Annotated in this window: 21 protein-coding genes; 12 read left to right on the forward strand and 9 right to left on the reverse strand. The window is 70.7% G+C overall.

The window, feature by feature from the left end; translation table 11 throughout:
- The first annotated feature begins 68 nt into the window (after positions 1-68).
- The 3 genes from ACLQ2Q_RS19390 to ACLQ2Q_RS19400 are packed head-to-tail and all read left to right on the forward strand — an operon-like array spanning position 69 to position 3,872.
- Complete coding sequence (locus ACLQ2Q_RS19390; RefSeq protein ID WP_425822963.1) at positions 69-2,816, forward strand: PQQ-dependent sugar dehydrogenase; 2,748 nt, start codon at positions 69-71, stop codon at positions 2,814-2,816.
- Between the two features lie 39 nt (positions 2,817-2,855).
- Positions 2,856-2,990: a hypothetical protein gene (locus ACLQ2Q_RS19395; RefSeq protein WP_425822965.1), complete on the forward strand. Its 135-nt coding sequence runs from the start codon at positions 2,856-2,858 to the stop codon at positions 2,988-2,990.
- A gap of 39 nt (positions 2,991-3,029) precedes the next feature.
- Positions 3,030-3,872 (forward strand): hypothetical protein, encoded by an 843-nt coding sequence (locus ACLQ2Q_RS19400; RefSeq protein ID WP_425822967.1) that lies wholly within the window; start codon positions 3,030-3,032, stop codon positions 3,870-3,872.
- A gap of 1 nt (position 3,873) precedes the next feature.
- Here ACLQ2Q_RS19400 and xylB read toward each other — a convergent pair whose 3' ends face one another.
- The 3 genes from xylB to ACLQ2Q_RS19415 are packed head-to-tail and all read right to left on the reverse strand — an operon-like array spanning position 3,874 to position 7,900.
- Entirely contained in the window at positions 3,874-5,331 is a 1,458-nt protein-coding gene (gene xylB, locus ACLQ2Q_RS19405) for a xylulokinase (RefSeq protein WP_425822969.1), read from the reverse strand.
- Positions 5,328-6,386 (reverse strand): ABC transporter permease, encoded by a 1,059-nt coding sequence (locus tag ACLQ2Q_RS19410; RefSeq protein WP_425822971.1) that lies wholly within the window; start codon positions 6,384-6,386, stop codon positions 5,328-5,330. Before ACLQ2Q_RS19410 ends, xylB begins: the two co-directional genes overlap by 4 nt.
- Positions 6,383-7,900, reverse strand: coding sequence for a sugar ABC transporter ATP-binding protein (locus tag ACLQ2Q_RS19415; RefSeq protein WP_425822973.1), 1,518 nt, complete (start codon positions 7,898-7,900; stop codon positions 6,383-6,385). Before ACLQ2Q_RS19415 ends, ACLQ2Q_RS19410 begins: the two co-directional genes overlap by 4 nt.
- A 182-nt stretch (positions 7,901-8,082) precedes the next feature.
- On the opposite strand from ACLQ2Q_RS19415, the gene ACLQ2Q_RS19420 reads away from it, so the two are divergent.
- The 4 genes from ACLQ2Q_RS19420 (at position 8,083) to ACLQ2Q_RS19435 (ending at position 12,862) form a co-directional block, all read left to right on the forward strand.
- Positions 8,083-9,132, forward strand: a complete 1,050-nt coding sequence (locus ACLQ2Q_RS19420; protein WP_425822975.1) for a substrate-binding domain-containing protein — start codon at positions 8,083-8,085, stop codon at positions 9,130-9,132.
- A gap of 228 nt (positions 9,133-9,360) precedes the next feature.
- Complete coding sequence (locus ACLQ2Q_RS19425; protein ID WP_425823304.1) at positions 9,361-10,536, forward strand: Gfo/Idh/MocA family protein; 1,176 nt, start codon at positions 9,361-9,363, stop codon at positions 10,534-10,536.
- Between the two features lie 53 nt (positions 10,537-10,589).
- Entirely contained in the window at positions 10,590-11,621 is a 1,032-nt protein-coding gene (locus ACLQ2Q_RS19430; RefSeq protein WP_425822977.1) for a sugar phosphate isomerase/epimerase family protein, read from the forward strand.
- Between the two features lie 20 nt (positions 11,622-11,641).
- A complete protein-coding gene (locus tag ACLQ2Q_RS19435; protein WP_425822979.1) occupies positions 11,642-12,862 on the forward strand; it encodes an ROK family protein in 1,221 nt (406 codons plus the stop codon).
- Positions 12,863-12,989: 127 nt separating this feature from the next.
- Here ACLQ2Q_RS19435 and ACLQ2Q_RS19440 read toward each other — a convergent pair whose 3' ends face one another.
- Positions 12,990-14,027: a LacI family DNA-binding transcriptional regulator gene (locus tag ACLQ2Q_RS19440; protein WP_425822981.1), complete on the reverse strand. Its 1,038-nt coding sequence runs from the start codon at positions 14,025-14,027 to the stop codon at positions 12,990-12,992.
- Positions 14,028-14,220: 193 nt separating this feature from the next.
- Here ACLQ2Q_RS19440 and ACLQ2Q_RS19445 point away from each other — a divergent pair, with 193 nt between their 5' ends.
- From ACLQ2Q_RS19445 to ACLQ2Q_RS19460, 4 genes are all read left to right on the forward strand, one after another.
- Positions 14,221-15,378, forward strand: coding sequence for a Gfo/Idh/MocA family protein (locus ACLQ2Q_RS19445; protein ID WP_425822983.1), 1,158 nt, complete (start codon positions 14,221-14,223; stop codon positions 15,376-15,378).
- The gene (locus ACLQ2Q_RS19450; protein WP_425822985.1) at positions 15,375-16,337 is read left to right on the forward strand and encodes a PmoA family protein; all 963 of its coding nucleotides are present in this window, start codon (positions 15,375-15,377) and stop codon (positions 16,335-16,337) included. Before ACLQ2Q_RS19445 ends, ACLQ2Q_RS19450 begins: the two co-directional genes overlap by 4 nt.
- The gene (locus tag ACLQ2Q_RS19455; protein ID WP_425822987.1) at positions 16,334-17,077 is read left to right on the forward strand and encodes a cupin domain-containing protein; all 744 of its coding nucleotides are present in this window, start codon (positions 16,334-16,336) and stop codon (positions 17,075-17,077) included. Before ACLQ2Q_RS19450 ends, ACLQ2Q_RS19455 begins: the two co-directional genes overlap by 4 nt.
- A gap of 97 nt (positions 17,078-17,174) precedes the next feature.
- Positions 17,175-17,975: a ThuA domain-containing protein gene (locus ACLQ2Q_RS19460; protein WP_425822989.1), complete on the forward strand. Its 801-nt coding sequence runs from the start codon at positions 17,175-17,177 to the stop codon at positions 17,973-17,975.
- A gap of 24 nt (positions 17,976-17,999) precedes the next feature.
- Here the strand turns inward: ACLQ2Q_RS19460 and ACLQ2Q_RS19465 are convergent, their stop codons facing one another.
- From ACLQ2Q_RS19465 to ACLQ2Q_RS19475, 3 genes are read right to left on the reverse strand one after another with little or no spacing between them, the layout of a single operon-like run.
- Positions 18,000-18,959 (reverse strand): sugar phosphate isomerase/epimerase family protein, encoded by a 960-nt coding sequence (locus tag ACLQ2Q_RS19465; protein WP_425822991.1) that lies wholly within the window; start codon positions 18,957-18,959, stop codon positions 18,000-18,002.
- Positions 18,956-20,263, reverse strand: coding sequence for a dihydrodipicolinate synthase family protein (locus tag ACLQ2Q_RS19470; protein WP_425822993.1), 1,308 nt, complete (start codon positions 20,261-20,263; stop codon positions 18,956-18,958). The genes ACLQ2Q_RS19465 and ACLQ2Q_RS19470 overlap by 4 nt, the downstream gene beginning before the upstream one ends.
- 5 nt (positions 20,264-20,268) lie before the next feature.
- A complete protein-coding gene (locus ACLQ2Q_RS19475; RefSeq protein ID WP_425823306.1) occupies positions 20,269-21,396 on the reverse strand; it encodes a Gfo/Idh/MocA family protein in 1,128 nt (375 codons plus the stop codon).
- A 323-nt stretch (positions 21,397-21,719) separates the two neighbouring features.
- On the opposite strand from ACLQ2Q_RS19475, the gene ACLQ2Q_RS19480 reads away from it, so the two are divergent.
- The gene (locus ACLQ2Q_RS19480; RefSeq protein ID WP_425822995.1) at positions 21,720-21,965 is read left to right on the forward strand and encodes a hypothetical protein; all 246 of its coding nucleotides are present in this window, start codon (positions 21,720-21,722) and stop codon (positions 21,963-21,965) included.
- Positions 21,966-22,113: 148 nt separating this feature from the next.
- On the opposite strand, the gene ACLQ2Q_RS19485 is transcribed toward ACLQ2Q_RS19480, so the two are convergent.
- Together ACLQ2Q_RS19485 and ACLQ2Q_RS19490 are read right to left on the reverse strand one after the other, a co-directional pair.
- Entirely contained in the window at positions 22,114-23,460 is a 1,347-nt protein-coding gene (locus ACLQ2Q_RS19485) for a DUF222 domain-containing protein (RefSeq protein ID WP_425822997.1), read from the reverse strand.
- Positions 23,461-23,742: 282 nt separating this feature from the next.
- Positions 23,743-25,254 (reverse strand): alpha-N-arabinofuranosidase, encoded by a 1,512-nt coding sequence (locus ACLQ2Q_RS19490; protein WP_425822999.1) that lies wholly within the window; start codon positions 25,252-25,254, stop codon positions 23,743-23,745.
- Positions 25,255-25,326: the final 72 nt, after the last annotated feature.

The following is a 25,326-nucleotide window of genomic DNA, read 5'->3' on the forward strand; positions in this document are numbered from 1 at the left end:
GTCTCCCGTCGCACCAGCAGCACCTGCTCCTGCTCGAGCACCATCACAGGTCTCTCGACCTGGTCTCCGTGAACTGGACCGTCATGCGCGTCCCCGCCATCCTGCTCGCCGCTCTCCTCGTTGTCTCCGCAGCCGTGCCGGCCGATGCGCCGCCCGCGGCGGCGAGAGCCACCGCGTCCGCGGCTGTCGCCACGCCTGCCGGATTCTCGACTTCGGTGGTCGGCGCCGTGGTCGCGCCGACCGCCCTCGCCCCGCTGCCGGACGGTCGCCTGCTGGTCGCGTCGCAGCGTGGCCCGGTGTACTCCATCTCGGGCGGGGTGGTGGCGGCGACACCCGTGCTCGATCTGAGTGCGAAGATCTGCGCCAACTCGGAGCGCGGTGTGCTCGGTCTGGCGGCGGATCCGGATCCGACCACTCGGGCGGTGTTCGTGTTCTACACGCGGAAGGGGTCGGACGCCGCGTGCCCGACGAACGCGTCGGGCACCGTCCTGCCGGCCGGGGCGCCGACGAACCGCGTGTCGCGATTCGTCATGCGGGCGGATGGGACGATCGACCCCGCGACGGAGTCGGTCCTGATCGACGGCATCCTCTCACCGGCTGGAAACCACAACGCCGGTGATCTGTTCGTCGGCAAGGACGGCAATCTTTACGTCTCCACGGGCGACGGCGGGTGCGACTACCGCGGCGGGGTGGCTGATCCGGGCGGGAGCGGGTGCGGCGGCGCCAACGATGCGAGCCGCGACCCGAACATCCTCAACGGCAAGATCCTGCGCATCACGCGGGCCGGGGCGGTGCCGGCCGACAACCCGTTCAGGGGGGACAACAGCGCGTCCTGTGCTCGCGGTCCCGCGCCGGCGGGCATGGTGTGCCAGGAGACCTTCGCATCCGGACTGCGCAACCCCTACCGGATCGCAGCCGATCCGAACGCCTCCGGGACGGTGTTCCGGATCAACGACGTCGGGCAGAACGCGTGGGAGGAGATCGACCAGGGGATCAAGGGATCCGACTACGGCTGGAACATGCGCGAAGGCCGATGCGCGCGAACCGGCGCCGAGTCCGATTGCGGAGCGCCCGCGCCCTCCGGCCTCACGGACCCCGTCTACGCGTACGGGCATTCCACCGGGTGCAGGTCGATCACGGGCGGCGCGTACGTTCCGAACGGCATCTGGCCGGCCGCTTACACCGGGTCGTACCTCTTCGCCGACTACGTCTGCGGCAAGATCCGCTCGCTCAGCCCTGCCGGCACCGCGACCGACCTCGTCACCGGGCTCGGCGTGGGCAGCGCGGTCGCTCTCGCCTTCGCGCGCGATGGAGCGACCACGTCGCTGTACTACACCTCCTACGCCGGCGGGGGCACCGTCCACAAGCTCCGCTACACCGGCACGGCGAACCGTGCACCCACCGCGGTCGTGACCGGGACGCCGTCATCCGGAGCGGCACCGCTGAACGTCACGCTGAGCGGCAGCGGGTCCACCGACCCCGACGGGGACGCGCTCACCTACATCTGGGCCTTCGGCGACGGCACGACCGGGCTCACGACCACTACGCCGAGCACGACGCATTCGTTCCGCGCCGGAACCTGGACGACGACACTCCGCGTCCGCGACGCGAAGGGCGCCGTCTCTCCGGCAGCCACGGTCAAGGTCAGCTCGGGCAATCACGCTCCGAGGCCCGTGATTGCTGCACCCGCGGTCGGCGCGACGTTCGTCGTCGGCAGCACGTACACCGTCTCGGGCAGCGCCACGGACGCCGAGGACGGAACCCTGGCGGCCAGCAGACTCACGTGGACCATCGAACGCCGGCACGGCGGGCACACACATCCCTTCCTCGGTCCGGTGACGGGGGCAACCGCGACCTTCGTCGCCCCTGGCCCGGAGGACCTGGCCGCGGCTGCAACGAGCGACCTCCGCGTCATCCTCAAGGCGACCGACTCCAAGGGCCTTTCGACCACGACGACGCGTACCTTCGCGCCCCAGCGCGTGAATGTCACATTCGCGACCACGCCGACCGGCCGGACCGTGCTCGTAGGCGGCACTCCCTACTCCGGTCCGACCACTCTCAGCTCGTGGGCGGGCGCGCTGCTGCAGGTTCGGGTGCCGACGCAGTCCACCGCCGACGGCACGGCGTACGAGTTCGCCTCGTGGTCGGACGGCGGCGCCGCGAGCCACACGATCACCACGCCTCCCGTCGCGACGACGTACACGGCGACCCTGCGGCTGCGGCCGGCACCCCCGGGCCCGGTTGCCTCGATTGTGGCGGCGCAGACCGGTCAGGATGCCGCGACACTCCGCTGGATGCCTCCGGCCATCACCGGAGGGGCGCCCCTCAGTGGATACCGAGTGTCTCGAGACGGCACGGACACAGCCGGGGCGGGACCATGGTCGTACACCGTGCCGGCGACGACGACCAACTTCACCTTCACGAAGCTGGTTCCGGCCTCCCTCTACACGCTGAGCGTGCAGCCCATCTCATCGGCCGGCGCGGGGCCGGCGTCGTCGGCGACGGTGAGGACCGTCGCAGGCACGCTCGCCGGACCACCGACCTCAGTGACTGCCACGACCCCCGTGGTTGCCGGCGCGACCCTGTCATGGCTGCCGCCGAGCACCACCGGCGGGCAGCCGATCACGGGTTACCGCGTCGCCCGGGACGGCACGGATCTCGATGGCGGCGGGCCCTCGTCGACGACGCTTCTTCCCACCGCTCGCACCTTCGCCTTCACGAGGCTCGTCGCCGGGCGAACCTACACGCTCACGGTGAGCGCGATCACCGCCGTCGGCATCGGGACGGCAGCGCCCTCGCAAGTCGTAGCTCGGTGACGGCGGCCAAGAGCAGGCGCTGCGGCTCGGCGCCGACCGATGAAGGCTCGAGCACTCGGCGTCCGCCGCATCCCTCTCGCGGAACGACCTCGCCGGTTCGCCGGAGGCCGCTATGGAGGACCCGGCGACTGGCTGCGCGAGGCGGGACGGCGCTTCGCGCGCGGCCTCGGCTGAATTGGCCCTTTCACTCATTTCGCTAGATAAGCTAGCGAAATGAGTGAATCACTGAGGACATCGTCGTCAAAGGTCGAGCGCTCGCGCAGGCCGCTGTCGGATCGCGCGCGGCTGGGCAGGGGCCTGGTTCTCTTCTTCGCGGTCGGCCAGCTCGTATCCAACCTCATCTTCAGTGTGCTCTTCCCCAACCAACTGCAGTCGGGGGTGGAGTTCTCGCCGCTGGTGCCCCCTGGTGCCATGTTCTCGATCTGGGCCGTCATCATCGTCGCGAGCATCCTCTACGCGGTGCTGCAGTTCCGACCCGCGGTACGGGACTCTGCGCTGATGGACCGGCTCGTGGCGCCGCTGTGCGTGGTCTACGCAGGCTTCGGCGCGTGGCTCGCCGCCGCATCGCTCGGACAGGAGTCGCCGCTGACACTGGTGGTCTTCGTGTTCATCGTCGGCGCCCACTTCGTGGCCTGGCGACGGATCAGCGCCGCTCGCGCCGAGCTGGCGACGTGGACGAGGCTGGACCGCGGAGTGCTGTATCTCTCGGAGGGTCTCTACGCAGGGTGGACCTCGATGGCCCTCTTCGTCAACGTCGCGACGGTGCTCCAGGCGACCGGCGCTCCGATCACCGGCCCATGGGGGACGACGTGGCAGCTGCTGATCATCGCCGCCGCTGCGGGTACCGCAGTCCTGTTCGTGGTGACGAGCGGCGGCTCGCTCTCATACGCGGTGGCCGCCTGCTACGCCCTCGTCGGGGCGGGGATATCGTCGGCGCTCGGCGGTTTTCCGGCGCTCGCGATCGCGCTCGGGGCAGGCGTCGCTGTTGTGGTCGGCTCGACCATCGTCACGCGGGTTCTCCGCAGCCGCCGCGTGCGCGCGGTGTCGGCCCCGTAGCTCAGCCCTTCGCCCGCCCGGCCACCGCCCGATAGCCCTCACGGATCTCCGGCCGCGGATCCGCCGGCAGCGTCTCCGAGCCCTCGATCGTCCACGACGGGCGCTCGCCGCTCAGCATCCACGCCGCCTGGGCCGCCGCGCCGAGGGCGACGTACTCCGCGGGCGGGGGCACGGTGACCGGCAGCCCGAAGACCTGGGCCGCGATGCGGCGCGTCGCCTCGAGCCGGGCGCCGCCGCCGATCAGCAGCAGGCGCTGCGGGTCGGCGCCGACCCGGATGATCGCCTCGAGCCCATCGGCGAGACCGCAGAGCATGCCCTCGATCGCGGCGCGCGCGACGTTCTCGCGCGTCGTCGAGCCGAGCGTGAGCCCCGCGAGCTGCGCCGTCGCGTCAGGGAGATCCGGAGTGCGCTCGCCCGAGAAGTACGGCACCAGCACGACGCCGCCGGCTCCGGGCGCGGCAGAAAGCGCCAGCGCCCCGAACCCGTCGTGATCGACGCCGAGCAGGGCGGCCGTGACGTCCACGACCTGCGCCGCGTTCAGCGTCGCCACCAGCGGAAGATACGCCCCGGATGCGTCGGCGAACCCGGCGACCGCGCCCGTGGCGTCGGCTGCCGGGGTGTCGGTGACCGCGAACACGGTGCCGCTGGTGCCGATGGACACCACGACGTCGCCCACCGACGCGCCGAGGCCGAGGGCCGCGCCCGCGTTGTCGCCGGCACCGGCGCCGAGCGCGATGCCGGCCGGGATGCCCTCCTGTTCGACGGTGGACCCGGCCCGCTCGTCCGGTGCGAGCACGCGCGGCACCACGACATCCCGCCCGAGCGCACGCACCAGCAGTTCGCGGTCGTACTCGCCTGTGGCCGCGGACCAGTAGCCCGTCCCGCTCGCGTCGGAGCGGTCGGTCGTGAGCGCAGAGAGGTCGGGCCCCAGGGGCGACTCGCCCTCCGGCCCGAACCCCGCCAGGCGCCACGTCAGCCAGTCATGCGGCAGCGCCACCGCGGCCACCCGCGCGGCGTTGTCGGGTTCGGCGTCCCGCAGCCACCGCAGCTTGGTCGCGGTGAACGACGCGACGGGCACGAGGCCCGTGCGGGCGGCGTACTGCTCATCGCCGACCTCGTCGCGCAGCGCCCGGGCGGCCCCTCCGCTGCGGGTGTCGTTCCACAGCAGCGCGTCGCGCACCACCCTGCCTTCGGCATCCAGGGCGACCATGCCGTGCTGCTGACCGCCGATCGAGAGCGCATCGACATCCGCCAGCCCGCCCGCATCGGTGATCGCCGAGCGCAGCGCGTCCCACCACGCGGCCGGATCGACCGACGTGCCGGCCGGGTGCGACGCCCGTCCCGAGCGGACGACGGCGCCGGTCGTCGAATCGACGACGAGCACCTTGCAGCTCTGGGTCGAGGAGTCGACCCCCGCGACGAGCCTCCTGTTCGCTCCTGTCGTCTGCGCCGCGGTCACTCTCGAGCTCCCCGGCGCGCGAAGCGCTGCTGCAGCAGCACCGCGACCACGATGATGACGCCCTTTGCGACGTTCTGCACCGACGAGGACAGGTTGTTCTGCACGAACACGTTGTTGAGCGTCGCGAAGATCAGCACCCCGAAGACGGTGCCGGTGATCGTTCCACGGCCTCCGACGAGCAGAGTGCCGCCGACCACGACGGCGGCGATCGCATCCAATTCCAGCAGGGTTCCGTGGGTGGACGTGCCGGCGGTGGTGCGCCCGAGGATCATGACGGCCGCGATGCCGGCGGCGAGGCCGGAGAGCACGTAGATCCACACGGTATGGCGGTTGACGTTGATGCCGGCCAGGCGCGCCGCCTCGCGGTTGCCGCCGATCGCGACCGTGCGGCGACCGAACGTCGTGCGGTTCAGCAGCACCCACCCGAGCACCGCGGCGAGGACGAAGATCCAGATCAGGATGTCGATGCCCAGGATGTCGGCGTTGAACGCCTCGATGAAGTCGCGTGAGTCGACTCGAAGGGTGCGTCTCTCGGCCAGGATCTCGGCGAGGCCACGGGCCGCGACCAGCATGGCGAGGGTGGCCATGAACGCCACGACCTTGCCGTAGGCGATCACGATCCCGTTGATGAACCCGGCGAGGACGCCGACACCCAGCGCGACGAGGACCATGAAGATCCAGTGGGTCGCCTCGGTGAACTCCTGCATGGCATCGAGCGTCGCGGCGACCGACGCGAGCCCCATGACGGCGCCGACCGACAGGTCGATGCCGCCGGAGATGATGACGAAGGTCATGCCGATGCTGACCACGCCGATGATGGATGCCTGGCGGAGGATCACGAGCACGTTGTTGATGCTCGTGAAGCTCTCGCCGGCGGTGATCGCGCCGATGATCACGATGATCACCAGCGCGAGCACGAGCCCGAAGTTGCGGCCGGCTGAGCCGCTCAGCACGCGGCGCCACGCCGGCGTGGCCGGACCGACGGGAGTGGGGGGCCCGGCGTGCGCCGGCTGTGGTGCGGAGCCGACGGTCTCGGCCCGGGTCTGATCGCTCACGCGGCGGATCCTTTCATCACGAGGTCGAGCACGCCGTGCTCGTCGATCTGGTTCGCGGGTACGGTGCTCAGCACGCGGCCGTCGGCGATGACGAGAACGGTGTCGGCGAGCCCGAGCACCTCCTCGATCTCACTCGAGACGACGACGACGGCGTTGCCCGCTGCGGCGAGACGGCGGATGAGCGCATAGATCTCGGCGCGAGCGCCGACATCCACCCCTCGTGTCGGCTCGTCCAGCAGCAGCACGCGCGTGCCGTGCACGAGCCAGCGCGCCAGCAGGATCTTCTGCTGGTTGCCACCGGAAAGGGTGATCGCCGGGCGGTCGGGGTCGGCGGGGCGCAGCTCGAGCGCTTCGATCTGCTCGCGCGCGGCCTTGCGCTCGGCGCGCTCGTCGAGGAAGCCGGCCTTCGCGAACCGGCCGAACGAGGCGAGGGTGACGTTGACGAAGATCGGCTCTTCGAGCACGAGCCCTTGGCTCTTGCGCTCTTCGGGAGAGAGCCCGATCCCCGATTCGACGGCGTGCACGACGGAGCCGTTGCGCAGGCGGGTTCCGGCCACCCGCACGGTCCCGGAGGTCGCGCGCCGCGCGCCGTACACGGTTTCCAGGATCTCCGAGCGGCCGGAGCCGACGAGCCCGGCGAGCCCGAGCACCTCGCCCGCACGCACCGTGAAGCTGACGTCTTCGAACACGCCTGCCGACGTCAGCCCGTCCACCTCGAGCACGACCGGCGCATCGGCGGGCCGCGCTGCGGCGGGCGGGAAGACGTTCGAGACCGCGCGGCCCGTCATCAGCTTGATGAGCTCGGGGGTGGGCGTCTCCGAGACCAGCAGGCCGGTGGCCATGCTGGCACCGTCCTTCAGCACCGTGATGCGGTCGCCGATCTCGCGGATCTCCTCGAGGCGGTGCGTGATGTAGACGACGGCGATCCCCTCGGATGTCAGTTCCCGCACGACATGGAAGAGGTTCTTCACCTCTTCGTTGTCGAGCACGGCCGACGGCTCATCCATGATGATGAGCTTGATGTCGTGCGAGAGCGCTCGCGCCATGCTGACGATCTGCTTGTTCGCGGCGCTCAGCTGCCCCACCTCGAGGTTCGGCGAGAGGTTGCCGTGGCCGAGCCGCTTCAGCAGCGCGCGCGTCTCGCGGTGCGCCTCCGAGCGCTTTGTGAAGCCGCCACGCGCGAGCTCGTGCCCGAGGAAGATGTTCTCCGCGATCGTCAGGCCGTCGACGACATCCAGCTCCTGGTACATCGTGGCGATGCCGAGCGCCAGGCCGGCCTGCGGGTTCGGAATGTCGACCACCTGGCCCTGCCAGGAGATGGTCCCGTCGTCGGGGCGGTGCACGCCCGCGAGGGTCTTGATGAGCGTCGATTTGCCCGCACCGTTCTGACCGAGGACGCAATGCACCTCGCCCGGCACGATCTGCAGGTCGACGCCGCGAAGAGCGCGCACCCCGGCGAAGGATTTGGTGATCCCTCGCACGTCGAGGAGCACCTCTTGGTCGACTTTGATCATGCTCGCAACATAACAGACGGTCCGCTGGAGCGCACCCGTCTGCTCCCGGCCGGGCAGGGTAGACGAGCCCCGGATCGGCTGTTATGTTGTGCCAAACGCCAATTGGGGGAACGACGCCGAGCGCGTCGGCCGGCTGGCGCACCTGCAGCACACCCGCATCACACTCAAGGAAGAGACAGCACATGACACGGAAACTGACGCTCGGGCGACGGCTCGCGCTCGGGGCGGGAGCATCGCTCGCCGCCATCGCCCTCCTCGCCGGCTGCACCGGCAGCGGGGCGGACGAAGGGGATGTCGTAGACCAGGGCACGACCTCCGAAGAGAACGCCGAGACGGGCGACACGGTCACGATCGGCTTCTCCGGTCCCGCCGCCGACCACGGCTGGCTCGCCGCCATCAACTCGGGCGCCATCGCGGCTGCCGAGAGCTTCCCCGACGTCGACCTGCAGACCGCCGAGGGCACCAACGACGTCACCGCCCAGATCGCGGCGGTCGAGCAGTTCGTCAATGACGGCGTCGACGCCATCGTGCTGCTGCCGAGTGACGGCGACCTGATGACCGAGGCCGCGATCGCCGCCATGGAGGCAGGCATCCCGGTCGTCAACGTCGACCGCGAGTTCTCCAGCCCGTTCGCCGCCAGGGCGACGATCCTCGGCGACAACTACGGCATGGGCGTCAGTGCAGGCACCTACATCTGCGAGCAGCTCGGCGACAACCCCGACGCGGTCGTCGCGGAGATCGCCGGCATCGACGCGCTCCCGCTGACGCAGGACCGCTCCGAGGGCTTCGCCGACGCGCTGTCCGACTGCGGACTCGAGGTGTCTGCCCGGGTCGCCGCCGAGTTCACCGTCGAGAGCGGCGAGGAGGTCACGTCTCAGCTGCTGTCCGCCAACCCGAAGATCGACGCCATCTGGAACCACGACGACGACCAGGGCATCGGCGTGCTCGCCGCCATCGAGTCGTCGGGTCGCGACGAGTTCTTCATGGTCGGCGGCGCCGGCAGCAAGGACGCCATGGAGCTCATCCAGGCGGATGACTCGGTGCTGAAGGCCACCATCATCTACCCCTCGACGCAGGCAGCGGACGGCATCGCCCTCGCCCGCCTGATCGCCCAGGGCAAGACGATGAGCGACCTCATCACGCCCGGTGTGGCCAACCGCATCGTGCTCGACGCCCCCGTCGTGACCAAGGACAACGTGGAGGAATACATCGACCTCGCATTCGAGTCCTGAGCCGCGGCATTCCGCTCTCTGAGAGGGGGCGTCCGCCGCTCGCGGGCGTCCCCTCTCGTCACCTCATCTCTCCGCTCCGATCACCCCATCTCTCCGATTCCTCGCCCGTCTCTCCGATTCCTCGCCCGTCTCTCCGATTCCTCGCCGCTTCCCTCACCCGCCCCCGCACAACCGGAGGATCTCCCCGTGTCCGACACCCCACCCGTCGCCGAGAAGCTGCGCGTCGCCATGATCGGCTACGGCTTCATGGGCGCCGCGCATTCCCAGGGCTGGCGCGTGGCGCCGCGCTTCTTCGACCTTGCCGCCCAGCCGTCCATGGACGTCGTGGTGGGCCGCGACGCGTCCGCGGTCGCCGCCGCCGCCGAGAAGTGGGGCTGGCGCGAGTCGGCCACCGACTGGCGCGAGGTGATCGCCCGCGACGACATCGATGTCGTCGACATCGTCACCCCCGGCGACACGCACGCCGAGATCGCGATCGCGGCGCTGGACGCGGGCAAGCACGTGCTCTGCGAGAAACCGCTCGCGAACACCGTCGCCGAGGCGGAGGCGATGGTGGATGCCGCTGCCCGCGCGGCCGAGAAGGGCATCCGGTCGATGGTGGGCTTCACCTACCGCCGTGTGCCCGCCGCCACCTTCGCCCGCGACCTCGTCGCGGCGGGGCGCATCGGCGACGTGCGGCAGGTGCGAGCGTCGTACCGCCAGGACTGGCTGATGGATGCCGAAGCGCCCCTGACCTGGCGCATGCAGAAGGACCGCGCGGGATCGGGTGCCCTCGGCGACATCGGCGCCCACGCCGTGGACCTCTCGGAGTACATCACGGGTCTCCGGCTCGAGAGCGTCTCGGGCGTGATCGACACGATCGTCAAGGAGCGTCCGCTCCCGGGCACTGCCGACCGGTCCCTGAGCCTGTCGAAGGGCGGAACGGCCTCCGACGAACGAGGCGAGGTCACCGTCGATGACGTCGCCCTCTTCAACGGCCGCTTCTCGAACCCCTCAGGCGTGTTCGGCGCGCTCGGCTCCTTCGAGGCGACCCGTTTCGCCACCGGGCGAAAGAACGCGCTGTGCATCGAGGTCTCCGGATCGCTCGGCGCTCTCTCGTTCGACCTCGAGCGCCTCAACGAGCTGCAGTTCTACGACGCGACGCTCCCCGCCACCGAGCAGGGCTTCCGCACGATCCTCGTCACCGAGCCGGACCACCCGTACCTCGCGCCGTGGTGGCCGGCCGGCCACATGCTCGGGTACGAGCACGGCTTCTCGCACCAGGTGGTCGACCTGATCGAGGCGATCGCCGCCGGGGAGCAGCCGCGCCCCTCCTTCGAGGACGGCCTGCACGTGCAGCGGGTGCTCGATGCGGTCGAGCAGAGCTCGCTCTCGGGCAGCGCCTGGATCCCCACCGCCGGATAGCCCGCGGCCGGCCCAGGCCGGCATCCACACTCTTCTCCTGAAAGGCAACCAACATGTCCGACAACGTTCACGACACCGGCGCGACCTCGCGCCCGATCACCCTGTTCACCGGCCAGTGGGCCGATCTTCCGCTCGAAGAGGTGGCGCGCCTCGCCGCCGGCTGGGGCTACGACGGGCTCGAGCTGGCCTGCTGGGGCGACCACCTCGACCCCTGGCGCTGGGACGACGACGAGTACGTGCAGGGTCGCCTGGACCTGCTCGAGCGGCACGGCCTCAAGGTCTGGGCCATCTCGAACCACCTCAAGGGCCAGGCGGTCTGCGACGACCCGATCGACCAGCGTCACCGCGACATCCTGTCCGACCGCGTCTGGGGCGACGGCGACCCGGAAGGCGTGCGTCAGCGAGCCGCCGAGGAGATGAAGAACACCGCCCGCCTTGCGGCGAAGCTCGGCGTGAAGACCGTCGTCGGCTTCACCGGCTCGAGCATCTGGAAGTACGTCGCGATGTTCCCACCGGTGTCGCAGGAGGCGATCGACGCCGGATACCAGGACTTCGCCGACCGCTGGAACCCGATCCTCGACGTGTTCGACGAGGTCGGGGTGCGCTTCGCGCACGAGGTGCACCCGAGCGAGATCGCGTACGACTACTGGACGACCGTGCGGACGCTCGAGGCCATCGGGCACCGGCCCGCCTTCGGCCTGAACTGGGACCCGTCGCACTTCATGTGGCAGCAGCTGAACCCGGTGGACTTCATCCTCGAGTTCAAGGACCTGATCTATCACGTGGACTGCAAGGACGTGAAGCTGAACGTCGGCAACGGCCGCAACGGGCGGCTCGGTTCGCACCTCGCGTGGGCCGACCTCCGACGCGGATGGGACTTCGTGTCGACCGGGCGCGGCGACGTGCCGTGGGAGGCGTCGTTCCGCGCGCTCAACAGCATCGGATACGACGGACCGATCTCGGTCGAGTGGGAGGACGCGGGCATGGACCGCCTGCTCGGCGCACCGGAGGCGCTCGAGTTCGTGAAGCGCAACGCCTTCGCGGCGCCCACGGCGGCTTTCGACGCGGCGTTCTCCACGCGCTGACCCTGAGGAGGGGGCTGCGGATGTCGGGTGAGGAGGTGTCGCGTTCGCCCGGGACGACCCTCGATGTCGTCCGCCGGCAGAACCTCACCCAGGTGCTCCGGCTGGCGCACCGCGACGGTCCCATCTCGCGGGCGGAGCTGACCCGGGCCACCGGGCTCAACCGCTCGACCGTCGGCGGCCTCGTCTCCGAGCTGCGGGCGAGGGGACTGGTGGAGGAGAGCGAGCCGCACCCCACGCGCAAGGTCGGCCGGCCGAGCCCCATGGTGGTCGCGGCGGATGACACCGTCGCCATCGCCGTGAACCCCGAGATCGATGCCGTCGACGTCGGCATCGTCTCGCTCGGCGGGCGGGTGATCCGGCGGGTGCGCTACAAGAACGAGCGCATCCCTACACCCACGGAGTTCGTGAACATCGTCTCGGCGATCGTCGACGGCATGCGGCCGGAACTGGACGCGTCGTACCGCACGCTCGGGATGGGGCTGGCGGTGCCGGGGCTGGTCCGCCGCGAGGACGGCCGGGTGCTGCTCGCCCCGCACTTGGGCTGGCGCGAGGCGCCCGTGAGCGCGATCCTCGCGAAGGTGACCGGGATGCCGGTGGTCGCCGGCAACGACGCGAGCTGCGGCGTGGTGGCCGAGAGCGTCTTCGGGGCCGCCCGCGGCGTGGACGTCGTGGTGTACCTCAACGGCGGTGCGAGCGGCATCGGGGGGGGCATCGCGCAGGGGGGCACACTGCTGATGGGCGCCGGCGGCTACGCGGGCGAGTACGGGCACACGCTCGTGGAATCGGCGGGCGCCGCGTGTCATTGCGGGGCGATCGGATGCCTCGAGACCGAGGTGCGCCGCGACGCGCTGCTCCGGGCGGTGGGCCTGAACGATGCGGATGTCGACCGCCTGCCGGCCGCGCTGGCGCTCGCCTGGCGCGAGCCGGACAGCGCGGGAGCGCGGGAGGTCCGGCGGCAGGTGGCGTACCTCGGCATCGCGCTCCGCAACATCGTCAACGGGCTGAACCCGCGGCGCGTGGTGCTCGGGGGGTTCCTCGCGACGCTGCTCAAGGTCGTCGGCGAGGCCGGCATCGCGTCGCACCTCGGGGTCGCCCTGCCAGGAGCCCGGTACGACGTGGGGTTCGTGGCGGCGACGCTCGGACAGGACGTGCTGCTGGTCGGGGCCGCGGAGATGGTCTTCGCCCCGGTGCTCGAGGACCCGACGCTGATGCCGCTCGAGCTCGAGCCGGCCACGGTCTAGCGCCCGGCCCCTGTGCGGCTTCAGGCGATGTGCGCCAGTTCAGGCCGCTGGCGCCCCGATCGTCCTGATCCCGTGCCCATCACCTGACCCGGTGCACATCCCTGATGCGTCGGACCCCGCGTCCGGCTCAGTCGCGCGCCGGGGTGCTGGCGCGCACCAGCACGTCGAGGGGCAGTGGCGCGGCGTCGCCCGTCCACTCGTCCTCGATCACCGCGCGAAGGGCGCGGTAGCCCAGATCCTCCAGGGGCACGTGCACGGTGGTGAGGTCGGGGCGGACGTCCCGGCTGGTCGGGATGTCGTCGAAGCCCGCGACCGCGATGTCGGCCCCGGGTTCACGGCCCGCGTCGCGGATGGCGGAGAGCGCACCGATCGCCACGACGTCGCTGACGCCGAAGACCAGGGTGCCCGGCTCCACTCCCTCCTCCAGGGCCTCCGTCATCAAGGAGTACCCGGCCTCCCGCGCGAAGCCGCCGCGCAGGATGTTTCGCACCCGCCCGCCACCGGAGACGAAGCCGTCGGTGAAACCCGCGATGCGGTCATCCGAGGTGCGCACGCCACTGCTCGCGCCGAGGATGATGGCGTCGCGGTAGCCGAGGCCCGTGAGGGCGGCGCCGAGGGCGCGCGCCCCGCCGACGTTGTCCACGGCCACCGAGCGCACATCGCCCCCGCCGGGGCCGAGGGCGACGACCCGCCCGCCCATGGCACCGAAGGCGTCGAGCTCGGCTCGGACGCCGTCGCCGTCTTCGTCCTCGGTCCGGGATGCCGCAAGGATGAGCCCCTGCGGGCGCTGGCCCCGGAGGGCGCGGACGAGCCGGGCCTCGCGCTCGGCATCCCGTTCGGTGATCGCGATCGTGACGACGAGACCCGCCTCGTCGGCGCCGCGGGCCACGCCGGCGGCGAGCTGCCCGAAGTACGGGTCGGCGATGTCGGCGACCAGCAGCGCGATGATCGCGGACGTCCCGCGCGCGGTCGCCTGAGCGGAGAGGTTCGCCGTGTAGCCGAGGCGCGCGGCCGCCTCTTCGACGCGTTCGCGGTAGCTCTCGGCCACCTTTCGTGCGGATCCGTTGAGCACGCGGGAGGCGGTGGCGAGCGAGACGCCGGCTTCGCGGGCAACATCGTGCAGGGTCGCCGCTGACCGATGCTGATTTCCCGTGTCATCCGTCACAGCCGAGAGTCTAGGGCCCGGAAAGCGATTGCTGCGCCTTGCGCGCCGCCGGTGAGGATGCGAGACTGGAGGCGCACCGGGCAAGCGCTTTCCCATCAAGCCGACGGTGGCGATCTCTCCTTCGCCAGAGTGCGCCGTCGTCGCCGCGAGGGTCTGCGCCGACCACCGACGTTCACGCCACCGGAAGAGAGTCATGACCATCACCTCCGCCATCGTCGGCACGGGCGCCATCGCCCACGCGCACGCCGAGGCACTCCTCCACCTCGGCGACAGCCAGCCGGGCTGCACGCAGCCCGAGGGCGCCCGGCTCGTAGGAGTCGTGGACCTGGACCCCACCCGAGCCCGGGACTTCGCCGAGCGGTTCGCGGTGCCCGCGACGTACGGGAGCGTGGCCGAGCTGCTCGAGCAGACGCGACCCGACTACGTGCACATCTGCACCCCTCCCGGTTCGCACGTGCCGCTTGCCATCGAGGTGCTGCGCGGCGGGTCGGTCCCGATCATCGAGAAGCCCCCGGCGCTGTCCCTCGCCGAGCTCGACCGCCTGCATACCGTCGAGCTCGAGACGGGCATCAGCGCCATCGGGCTCTTCCAGCAGCGATTCGGCGCCGGTGCGGAAGCCCTGCGCTCGGCGCTCGCAGAGGGTCTGCTCGGACGTCCCCTGGTGGCCGTCTGCGAGACGCTCTGGTACCGCGACGAGGACTACTTCGCCGTGCCGTGGCGCGGCAAGTGGGATGTCGAGGGCGGCGGGCCGACCATGGGGCACGGCATCCACCAGATGGATCTGCTGCTCTCAGTGCTGGGGCCGTGGTCCACGGTCCGCGCCGTCGCCGCTCGGCAGGCCCGCACCACTCAGACCGAGGACGTCTCGGCCGCGATCGTGACATTCGAGAACGGGGCGATCGCCACCGTGCTCAACTCCCTTGTGTCACCGAGCCAGGTCTCGCGGCTGCGTATCGACTTCGAGAACGCGACGGCCGAGCTCGTGCACCTCTACGGCTACGACGCGGGCAACTGGAGCCTCACCCCGGCGCCCGGCTCGGAGGCACTGGCCGAAACGTGGGCCGAGCGTGCCACCGGCGTCCCGAGCGGTCATGCCGCGCAGTTCGGCGCGATCGTCGCAGCACGCGAGGCCGGCACGCCGGCCCCCGTCACGATCACGGATGCCCGCGAGACCCTGTCGCTGGCGGCGGCGCTCTACGCCTCCGCCTTCACCGACACCACGATCGCGGCAGGGGACATCGGCCCGGGGCATCCGTTCTACGACAGCATGGAGGGCACGGGCGCACCCTGGGCCGCTGTGTCTTCGGCGGCTGCAGCCGCGCCGTCGTCAAGGAGGGAGGCGGCGCGATGAGCGGCTTCAGCATCGTCCACGAGCTCGATCGCAGCGTCTCTGTTCGCCTGGACGGGGTGGAGCTCGCCGAGTACGTGTACGCGCCCGACACCGTGCCGCTCGAGTCGCCGAAGCCCTACCTGCACCCGCTCCGCACCCGCGCGGGGCACCTCGTGAGCCTCTTCCGCCCGCACGATCACGTGTGGCACAAGGGCATCGCGTGGTCGCTGCCTCACGTGGGCACCGAGAACTTCTGGGGTGGGCCGACCTTCGTGCGCGACCGGTTCTACGTGCAGCTCGAGAACAACGGACGCGCCGAGCACGCGGAGCTGACCGAATTGCGGGCGGATGCCGAATCCGCCGTTCTCGCGCATCGCCTGAGGTGGATCACCCAGGCCGGCGTGCACATCATCGACGAGTCCCGCAGCCTGACGGCGACGCTCCCCGATGCGGGCGTCGCCGCGGGGGCATGGGTCCTGACCTTCGAGTCGCGCATGCGCAACGTCGGCCCCGAGGATCTGTGGATCGGATCGCCGACCACCAAGGGCCGCGAGAATGCCGGCTACGGCGGGCTGTTCTGGCGCGGACCCCGATCGTTCACGAACGGCCGGCTGCGCACGGTCGACGGCGACGGCGGCGACGAGCTCCGGGGCACCCGGCACGCCTGGATGGGATTCACCGGCCGGCACGACGGCATCGATGAGGCATCCACTCTGGTGATGGTCGATGACCCCGGCAACATCCATCACCCGCCGCAGTGGTTCGCGCGCACCGAAGAGTTCGCGTGCATGTGCCCGGCGCCGTTCTTCTCGGAGGAGGTGCTGCTCGCGCGCGGCGAAGAGGTGACCTTCCGCTATGCGGTGGTGATCGCCGACGGCGAGGCCCCCGGCGCGGAGGTCGAGGCCCTGGCGGATCAGGGGCTCGCGGCGCTCATCGGCAGCGAGGCGGCCGAGCGCGACGAGAGCAGGGTGTCGGTGTGACCGACGTCGTGTTTCCCGGCGGCACGTCGGTGAGCCGGCTGCGCGTCTACGACGACGCCGTGCCCGCCGGGTTCGGCGTCGCTCCGGACGGCCTGCCCGGCGGCACCCCGCATCTGCACACCGTGTCGACGGAGGCCTACGTCGTGACGGCGGGCTCCGGATCGCTGCAGACCCTCGACCGCACCGGCTACCGCGAGCACGACCTGGCACCGGGCGCGACCGTATGGTTCGCACCCGGCACGATCCACCGGGTCGTCAATGGCGGCGGCCTCGAGGTCGTCGTGATCATGAGCAACCGCGGCCTGCCCGAGGCGGGCGACGCGGTGATGACGTTCGCCGACGAGGTGCTCGCGGATGCCGAGCGGTACGGCGAGGCGGCACGGCTGCCGGATGCCGCGCCCGACCGGTCCGCGGCCGCAGAGGCCGCCCGTGCCCGGCGGGACGCCGCCGTGCGGGGCTTCGTGGCGCTGCGGGCGGCGGTGCAGGGCGGCGACCTCGCCCCGCTCGAGCGCTTCTACGAGCGGGCCGCGGCGCTCGTCGCTCCGCGTTCCGCCGAGTGGTCGCGGCTGCGCAAGGACAGCGTGCTCGCCGACGCCCGCCGCGGCGAGCAGCTGCTGGCCGAGATCGCCTCCGGATCGGCCGCGCTGCTGGGCGCTGCGGAGCCGCGCTCCAGCTCCGGCGCGGAGGGCGAGCGTCGCTTCGGGATGTGCGGCCTGCTGCGCACCTACGACGTCGACTGAACGTGCTGCCCGGAAGCCCTGACGAAGACAGTGTGGCCGAACTCGGCGCGGGAGCGATCCGCGCGAGACAACCGAACCGATGAGGGAGACTGACCGGATGCCGCACGCGATCGTCGCCGCAGGAACGGGCCGTTACTCGGACCCCTGGCACCCGTTCGTCTCCACCTCGCGCCTGATCGCCGAGGCGCTCGAGGCCGATGGCTGGACCGTGACCCTCGAGGACGACTTGGACTCCGCGCTCGCGGGCCTCGGGGGCGCGGTCCTTCCCGACAGGGCGCTCGATCTCGACGGCGCGGACCATTCCGACGGCTCGGTCCTTCCCGAGGGCGCGCCCCTTCCCCACGGCGTGGTCCTTCCCGACGCCGAGCCGCCCGACCTGCTGGTCGTGAACGCGGGCGACCCGTGGCGGAACGGCGAGACGGGCCACGGTGCTCCGGATGCCGCGGTGGCAGGACTGCGTGCCGCACTCGACCGTGGCATCGGCATCCTCGCGGTGCACAACGCGGTCTCGACGCTGCGCGACTATCCCGAGTGGCGCTCGGCGATCGGCGGCGCGTGGATCGAGGGGCGGTCATTCCATCCGGAGATCTCCGAGGCGACGGTGCGCGTCCTGGCGCGGCATCCGGTCACCGCACGTGTCACCACCGGCGAGACCGGCGCCTTTCGGCTGTTCGACGAGCGTTACACGGACCTGGCGGTCGACGCCGACGTCACGGTCCTCGCGGTGCACGAGCACGAGGGCCGGACGCATCCGCTGGTGTGGACGCACGAGTACGGTGCGACGCGCGCCGTCGTATCCGCCCTCGGGCATGACGAGCGGTCCTTCGCGTCCCCGGAGCACGTCGACCTGCTGCGCGGCGCCGCACGTTGGGCCGCGCGGTTGGATGCCGAGGGCTGAGCGCCGGGTCGGTTCAGCAGGGCGTCAGCGCCCCAGCGGCGCGAGGTGCGGGCTGACCGCCGCGCCGAAGGCCGCGGCCGTGCGGCGTACGACCTCGTCGTGCGGGGTCGCCCAGATGTCCTCGTTGAACAGCTCGACCTCGATGTCGCCCGTGTACCCGGCATCCACCACGGCGCCGGTCAACGAGCCGAAGTCGATGACCCCGTCGCCCGGATAGTGCCGGCTGAGCAGCACGTCGGCGGCCAGCGGGGTCTTCCAATCGCACACCTGGTAGGTCGCGATCCGGCCCTCGCGGCCCGCTCGCGCGATCTGTGCGAGCACGTCCGGATCCCACCAGATGTGGAAGGTGTCGACGGTCGCTCCGACCACCGACGGCTCGAAGTCCGCGGCGATGTCCAGGGCCTGGCCGAGCGTCGATACGACCGCACGGTCGGAGGCGTACATGGGATGCAGCGGCTCGATCGCCAGCGTGACGCCGGCGGCCGCGGCATCCGGAACCAGCTCCCCGATCGCGTCGCGCACCCGCCGGCGCGCGCCGATCAGGTCGCGCGAGCCCTCGGGCAGGCCGCCGGCGACGAGCACGAGGATCGCCGTGGATCCTTCCGCGCCGGCCGCGGCCAGGGTCGCCGCCTCCTCGATGGCGCGACGGTTGTCGTCGATGGCAGCGCGTCGGGCGGGTCCCTCCGGGAGCGTGAAGAATCCGCCGCGGCAGTGCGTCGTGAAGCGCAGACCGGAGGCCGCCAGCAGCTCCGCGGCGGTCTTCAGGCCGACCGCCTGCACGGGCTCGCGCCACAGGCCGATCGCCTGCACGCCGGCTTCGGCGGTGACCCGCAGGGCGGTGGCGAGGTCGGCGTACTTGATCGTCGCCTGGTTGATCGAGAGGCGGGGATCCGGCCGCGAAGCCGTGGCTGCGCTCGTCGTGACCGTGTCTGTGCTTGTCGTGACCGTGTCTGTGCTTGTCGTGACCGTGTCTCCGGCGGTCATGCGTCCACTCCGTTCAGGCGCAGCAGGCCGTTCCAGCGCTCGGCCGCCAGCTCCGGGCGCTCGAGCGCCTGCGAGGCGTTGGCGAGGCGGACGATCTCGCTGAGGTGCGGGAGACTCCGCGCCGAGTGCAGGCCGCCGACCATCTGGAAGGCGCTCTGGTGGCCGTTCAGCCACGACAGGAACGCGACGCCGGTCTTGTAGTAGAACGTCGGGGCGGCGAAGACCTGCCGGCTGAGCTCCTCGGTCGGGCCCAGGATGCTGAGGTACGCGTCGGGGTCGTTCGCGTCGAGCGCCTGGATGGCCGCCGAGGCGACGGGCGTGAGAGCCGCGAATGCGCCGAGGAGCGCGTCGGAGTGTCCCCGCTCGGCCGCGAGGGTACCGGTTGCCGTCGAGTGCACGGCTTCGGCGCTCAGCGAGCCCGTTCTCTGGGCGGCATGCCGTGCGCTCGACCCCTCGACAGGCTCGGGGACCGTTCCCGTGGCCGGAAGCGAGTCTCCGCCGATCAGGCCCACGTAGTTGAAGTCGTCGCCGGTGAACATGCGCACCGATTCGGGGAGGCGCTCGCGCACCGACACCTCGGCCGCGGCATCCAGCAGGCTCATCTTGACGCCGGCGATCTTGTCGGTGTTCTCCGCGATGACCTCCAGCAGCACCTCGGATGCCGCGGGCCAATCGCTTGAGCCGAAATAGCCGGCGAGCACGGGGTCGAAGGCCGTTCCGAGCCAGTGCAGCACGACGGGCGTGGTGGCCGCCGAGAGCACCTCGCGGTAGACGCGGCGGTAGTCGTCGGCCGACGTCGCCGCGCGAGCCAGGTGGCGGCTGGCCATGAGCACAGGGCCCGCCCCCTGCTCCTCGGTGAAGTGCAGCTGCTCCTTATACGCGTCGATGATCGCGTCCAGGCTGATGAACTCCTCATCGACGTGGTCGGTGTTGACGCCGACGACGACCGAGCCGCCCTCTTCGCGGGCGACCTGGGCGCTGCGGGCGATCAGCTCCCGCGTCGCCGTCGCGTCCAGGCCCATGTTCCGCTGCGCGGTGTCCATGGCATCGGCGACTCCGAGACCCCACGAGTACACGTGGCGGCGGAACGCCAGGGTCGAGTCCCAGTCGATGTCGGCCGGGCTGCCGGGGGTGTTCTCGCCCCACACCACCGGCACCACGTGCGCGGCGGCGTACGCCACGCGGCTGCGCAGCGTTGCGGTGGGCTTGGAGAACGAGGGCGCCGGGGCGAGTTCGATGCGCGTCGTGGCGCCCGAGACGCCGAGGAGCGTGAGTCGCCCGGTCGCTGAGCTCTGTCGAAGCATCAACGTCAGCCCAGCGCGAGCTTCGGCAGTTCGACCTTGCGGCCCTCGCGGCTGGACTGCAGGCCGGCCTCGGCCAGCAGCACGCCGCGCGCGCCGGAGAGGAGATCGAACTCGTAGTCGGTGCCCTCGACGACCGAGACGAGGAATTCCTCCCACTGCTGCTTGAAGCCGTTCTGGAAGATCTCGTTCGTCGGTACGTCGATCCAGTCGGCGTCGTAGTCGTGGTCGTCGGCCAGATCGGGGTTCCAGACCGGCTTCGGGGTGGCGTTGCGGGGCTGGATCTTGGCGCCGAACAGGCCGACCACGGCCGAGCCGTGGGTGCCGTCCACGTGGAACTCGACGAGCTCGTCGCGGTTCACGCGGACGGTCCAAGAGGAGTTGATCTGGGCGATGACGCCGTCGGCGAGCTCGAAGATGCCGTAGGCGGCGTCCTCGGCGGTGGCCGTGTAGTGCTCGCCCTTCTCGTCCCAGCGGTCGGCGATGTGAACGGCTGCCTGTGCGTACACGGTCTTGATCTCGCCGAACAGGTTCTCGAGCACGTAGTTCCAGTGCGGGAACATGTCGACGATGATGCCGCCGCCGTCCTCGGCGCGGTAGTTCCAGGAGGGGCGCTGCGCGGGCTGCCAGTCGCCCTCGAAGACCCAGTAGCCGAACTCTCCGCGGACGCTCAGGATGCGGCCGAAGAAGCCCGAGTCGATGAGGCGCTTGAGCTTCTGCAGGCCCGGAAGGTAGAGCTTGTCGTGCACGACGCCGGTCTTCACGCCCGCGGCGGCGGCGAGGTTCGCCAGCTCGAGGGCCTCGTCGACGGTCTCGGCGGTGGGCTTCTCGGTGTAGATCGTCTTGCCGGCGGCGATCGCCTTGCGAAGGGCCGAGGAGCGGGCCTTCGTGACGAGGAAGTCGGCGTAGATCTCCCAGCGGGGATCCGCAAGGGCCGCGTCGAGGTCGCTCGTGTAGTCCTCGATGCCGTGCTGGGCGGCCAGTTCGGCGAGCTTGGCTTCGCTGCGGCCGACGAGCAGGGGACGCACCGTGACGCGGGATCCGTCCGGCAGCACGACGCCGCCCTGATCACGGATGGCCAGGATGCTGCGCACCAGGTGCTGCCGGTATCCCATGCGGCCGGAGACGCCGTTCATGATGATGCCGATCTCGCGGGTGCCCGGCGCGGGGGCGGTGGATGCCGGGGCCGGGGCCGGGGCGAGGATGGTCGTCTCTGACACGGTCTTTCCGTTTCGCTCGGTGCGTTCGTCGGTGTCCCGAAGTGATCGGGTAAACGCTTTCCGAATAGTTTCGCACGTGGCGAGGCCATCGCGCAAGCGGCGGTGGAGACGGCGTTGCGGGACGGCTCGCCGGACACGAAGGTCTCGGCGCCGGCAGCGCGCGGCGCGCACCGTTACCGGTTCGCAGGTCGGGTCGCAACCCCGCCCTGCTCGGGAGCTCCTCGGGTTAGCCTCCACGAATGAAGGCAGAAGACATCCGGTGGAACGAACCCGCCCGAGCCAAGATCCTCGACGATGCGGACGCCGTGCTGCGGGAGGCGGTGCTGGACATCGCCCGGTCGCAGAGCGGCATCTCGTCCGACGACGCGTTCGTGGAACTCAACCGGCGCATGAAGGACCGATTTATCGACTACGAACCGGGTCCGGATATCCGCAAGTATGCGGACGCGATCGCGGCGGGCGAGATCGAAGACGCTCAGGACTGACGGAACTGGAAGACGCTGAGGGCTGACGGAACTGGAAGACCCTCAGGACTGACGGAACTGGAAGACCGCTCAGGACTGACCGGACTGGAGGACGCTCAGGACTGACCGAGCTGGAACAGGCACACAACCGCAGCTCACGTTCCGCCTGTCAGAACGGCCGCGGATCCCCGGACGGCATGAACCGCACGACCGGCTCCGGGGCGTCTGTGTAGTGACGACTCCCGGGGCTGGTCCATTCGAGCACTCCGCCGGCAAGTTGTCGCACCGTCCACCGGGTCGCGTGCTTCAGCGTGTGGTGGCGCCTGCACAGGTGAGCGAGGTTTGCTTCGCACGTCGCGCCACCGAGCGCGGCGTCGTGACTGTGGTCGAGATCGCACCGGTGAGCCGGCATCCGGCATCCGGGGAACCGGCAGTGCTCGTCGCGGACGCGGAGCGTGCGCCTCAGGTCTTCGCTGGGGCGGTAGCGATCGACGGCCAACACCGCACTCGTGACCGGGTGGGTCATCACGCGGTCCCAGCCGGTCGCACCGCCGGCGAGGACCCGCGCCGTCTCGGGGTCGATCGGCCCCGACCCTGCGAGCGTGGCAGCGGCGCCCGAGCGCCCCGCCAGAGTGAGGACCGGAACGGTCACCTGCACGGTCGCACGGATCGCACCGAGGGCCGTGGCTGGATCGTCGATCGTGGGGCTGGCTGTAAGCAGCAGGTCGCAGAGGATGTCGGCGCGAAGCTCGTCCATCGAGCGGTCGTGGACTGGCTCGGGGTCATGCTCACCCGGCGGCATCGCCGACGCGCGGAGTGGCTCGGCTGGGTCACCGGTCGCGGCGTCCGGCTCGTCGTCGCGTGAGCGCGCCGCCTTCACCGCGCGCGCCTGCTCGCTCAATCGGTCGTGGATTCCCCGTGCCAGCACGGCGGGGAGGGTCGCGATCAGTTCCGCCATACCGTCGGGGAGGTCATTGATCACGACCGCGCGGGCGAGCCTGGCACCCGCGTGCCGCTCGTCGATGGAGCGAGGATGGAGCCGATCGGCGACGATGCGGGCCACCGGCCGCAGCCGTCCCGGCGTCTCCCTCTCCGCGCGGGCGAGCACCGCCACCTCGTAGGCCCGACGAGCGTCCTGGTCATCGATGTGGAACCCGGCATCGACGATCACCTCGACGTGCCCCGAGGCGATCGTGCCCTCGCGCCACGCAGCCAGCGTCCGCGGAAATCCGCCGACCAGTGTTTCGGCCTCGTTCACCTGCCGCTGCATGCTGCGTTCGCTGACCCGCACCGCTGTGGCGAACTCGGCGACCAGGGATCGCATCTCCATCTCCCGCGCACGAGCCACCGCACTCGGCTCGCCCGCCACGCGCAGTGATGCGAGCTTCGCCGCGCCGGCCAGCGCCTCCGCTTCCTGCGCCTGAAGAGCAGCGATCGCCGCCCGCCCCGTGACCACGGAATCGACGAGAACCCCAGTGGCCGCATCGTATGAGTGGCGGTCGAGATTCGAAGACATGTTCTCATCGTCGCACCGGCCTCCGACATCCGGCGCTAGCGGGAAACGTCCTGGGGACAACCTCGCGGCATTCGCGTCTGTGCAGGAGACTCGGGCCTGCGAGACCCACGCAAGACATCCGACGCAGCAGCGCTCGCGCTCGGATCGCGCACCGTCTGATCGCGTGGCAACTCGCTGGGGCGGCCTCAGCCCACGCGCGGCCCGGGATGATTCACGAGGCGCGACACGGCCCGCGCCGCCCTAAGACCAAGCCCGCGGCCGACCACCAAAACCGCCGCCGACCTACCCCAGCCGCAGCGCCACCCACGACACCGCCGGCATCGTCACGCGCAGCACGCCGTCCGCGATGGTCGCCTCTGCCGGACGGGGCGCGACCCGCTCCGGATCCTCGAGGGTGTTGGCCGCGTAGATGTCATCGTCCGCGATCAGGTGCGACTCCCGCACCGACAGCCCTGACCCGAGCGCGGTCACGTCGATCTCCAGGACCTGAGGATCGGACAGCGAGCGGTTGACCAGGAAGACGCTCGTGCCGTCGTCATCCACCGTCGCGACGCCGTTGATGGTGCCGACCTCTCCGAAGCGCTCGCTCGTGAACGTCGGCGACTCGATGGCGAGCCGCACCGCGTGTCGGCCGGCGAGGCGCGAAGTGATCGAGAAGGGGAAGAAGGTCGTCTGCCGCCACGCAGCGCCGCCCGGCTCGGTCATGATGGGCGCGATCACGTTGACGAGCTGGGCCAGCGATGCCGAACGCACGCGGTCGGCGTGCTGGAGCAGGGTGATCAGCAGATCGCCGAAGACCACGGCATCCAGCACATGGTACTTCTCCTCGAGCAGCCGCGAGGCGAGCGGCCAGTCATCGAGCTGCGGTGCCGGGGCCTCCACACCCTCCGGAAGATGCAGGTACCAGATGTTCCACTCGTCGAACGAGATCATCATGCGTTTCGTGCTGTCCCGCATCGCCGCGACGTGGTCGGCGGTCGCGACCACGCTGTCGATGAAGCGCGACATGTCGACGGCCGAGGCGAGGAACTCCTGCGCCTTGCCGTCGTGCTCCTGGTAGTAGGCGTGGCAGGAGATGAAGTCGACATCGGCGAACGTGTGCTCGAGCACCGTCCGCTCCCACGAGCCGAACGTCGGCATTGCGCGCGACGACGACCCGCACACCACGAGCTGCAGCTCGGGATCGAGCATCCGCATGGCCTTCGCGGTACGCGAGGCGAGCTTGCCGTAGTCCTCCGAGTTGCGGTGACCGAGCTGCCAGAACCCGTCCATCTCGTTGCCGAGGCACCACATCTGCACCCCGAACGGCTCCGCCCTGCCGTTCGCCACCCGCTGGTCGGTCAGCGCCGTCTGCACGGGCAGGTTCGCGTACTCGAGCAGGTCCAGGGCCTCCTGCGTGCCGCGTGTGCCGAGGTTCACGGCGAGCATCAGGTCGCTGCCGATCTTCTCCAGCCACGACGAGAACTCGTGCAGCCCCACCTCGTTGGTCTCCGTCGAGTGCCATGCGAGGTCGAGCCGCCGCGGGCGCTCGGACACCGGACCCACACCGTCCTCCCACCGGTACCCCGAGACGAAGTTGCCGCCGGGATAGCGGATGGTCGTCACGCCCAGTTCCTGGACCAGCTCGATCACGTCGGTGCGGAAGCCGTCCGCGTCGGCAGACGGATGCCCGGGCTCGTAGATCCCGTCATAGATGTGCCGTCCGAGGTGCTCCACGAAGCCGCCGAAGATGCGGCGGTCGATGTCTCCGATGGCGAAGCGGGGGTCGAGATGCGTCCTGGCGATATCGGTCATGAGCGTCCTTGAAAATCGGAATCGAAAGGGTCGAGACTATCGCCGTCCGCGCCGCCTCGGCAGCGGACGGGC

Source organism: Microbacterium sp. DT81.1 (genome assembly GCF_049844955.1).
GTDB lineage: Bacteria > Actinomycetota > Actinomycetes > Actinomycetales > Microbacteriaceae > Microbacterium.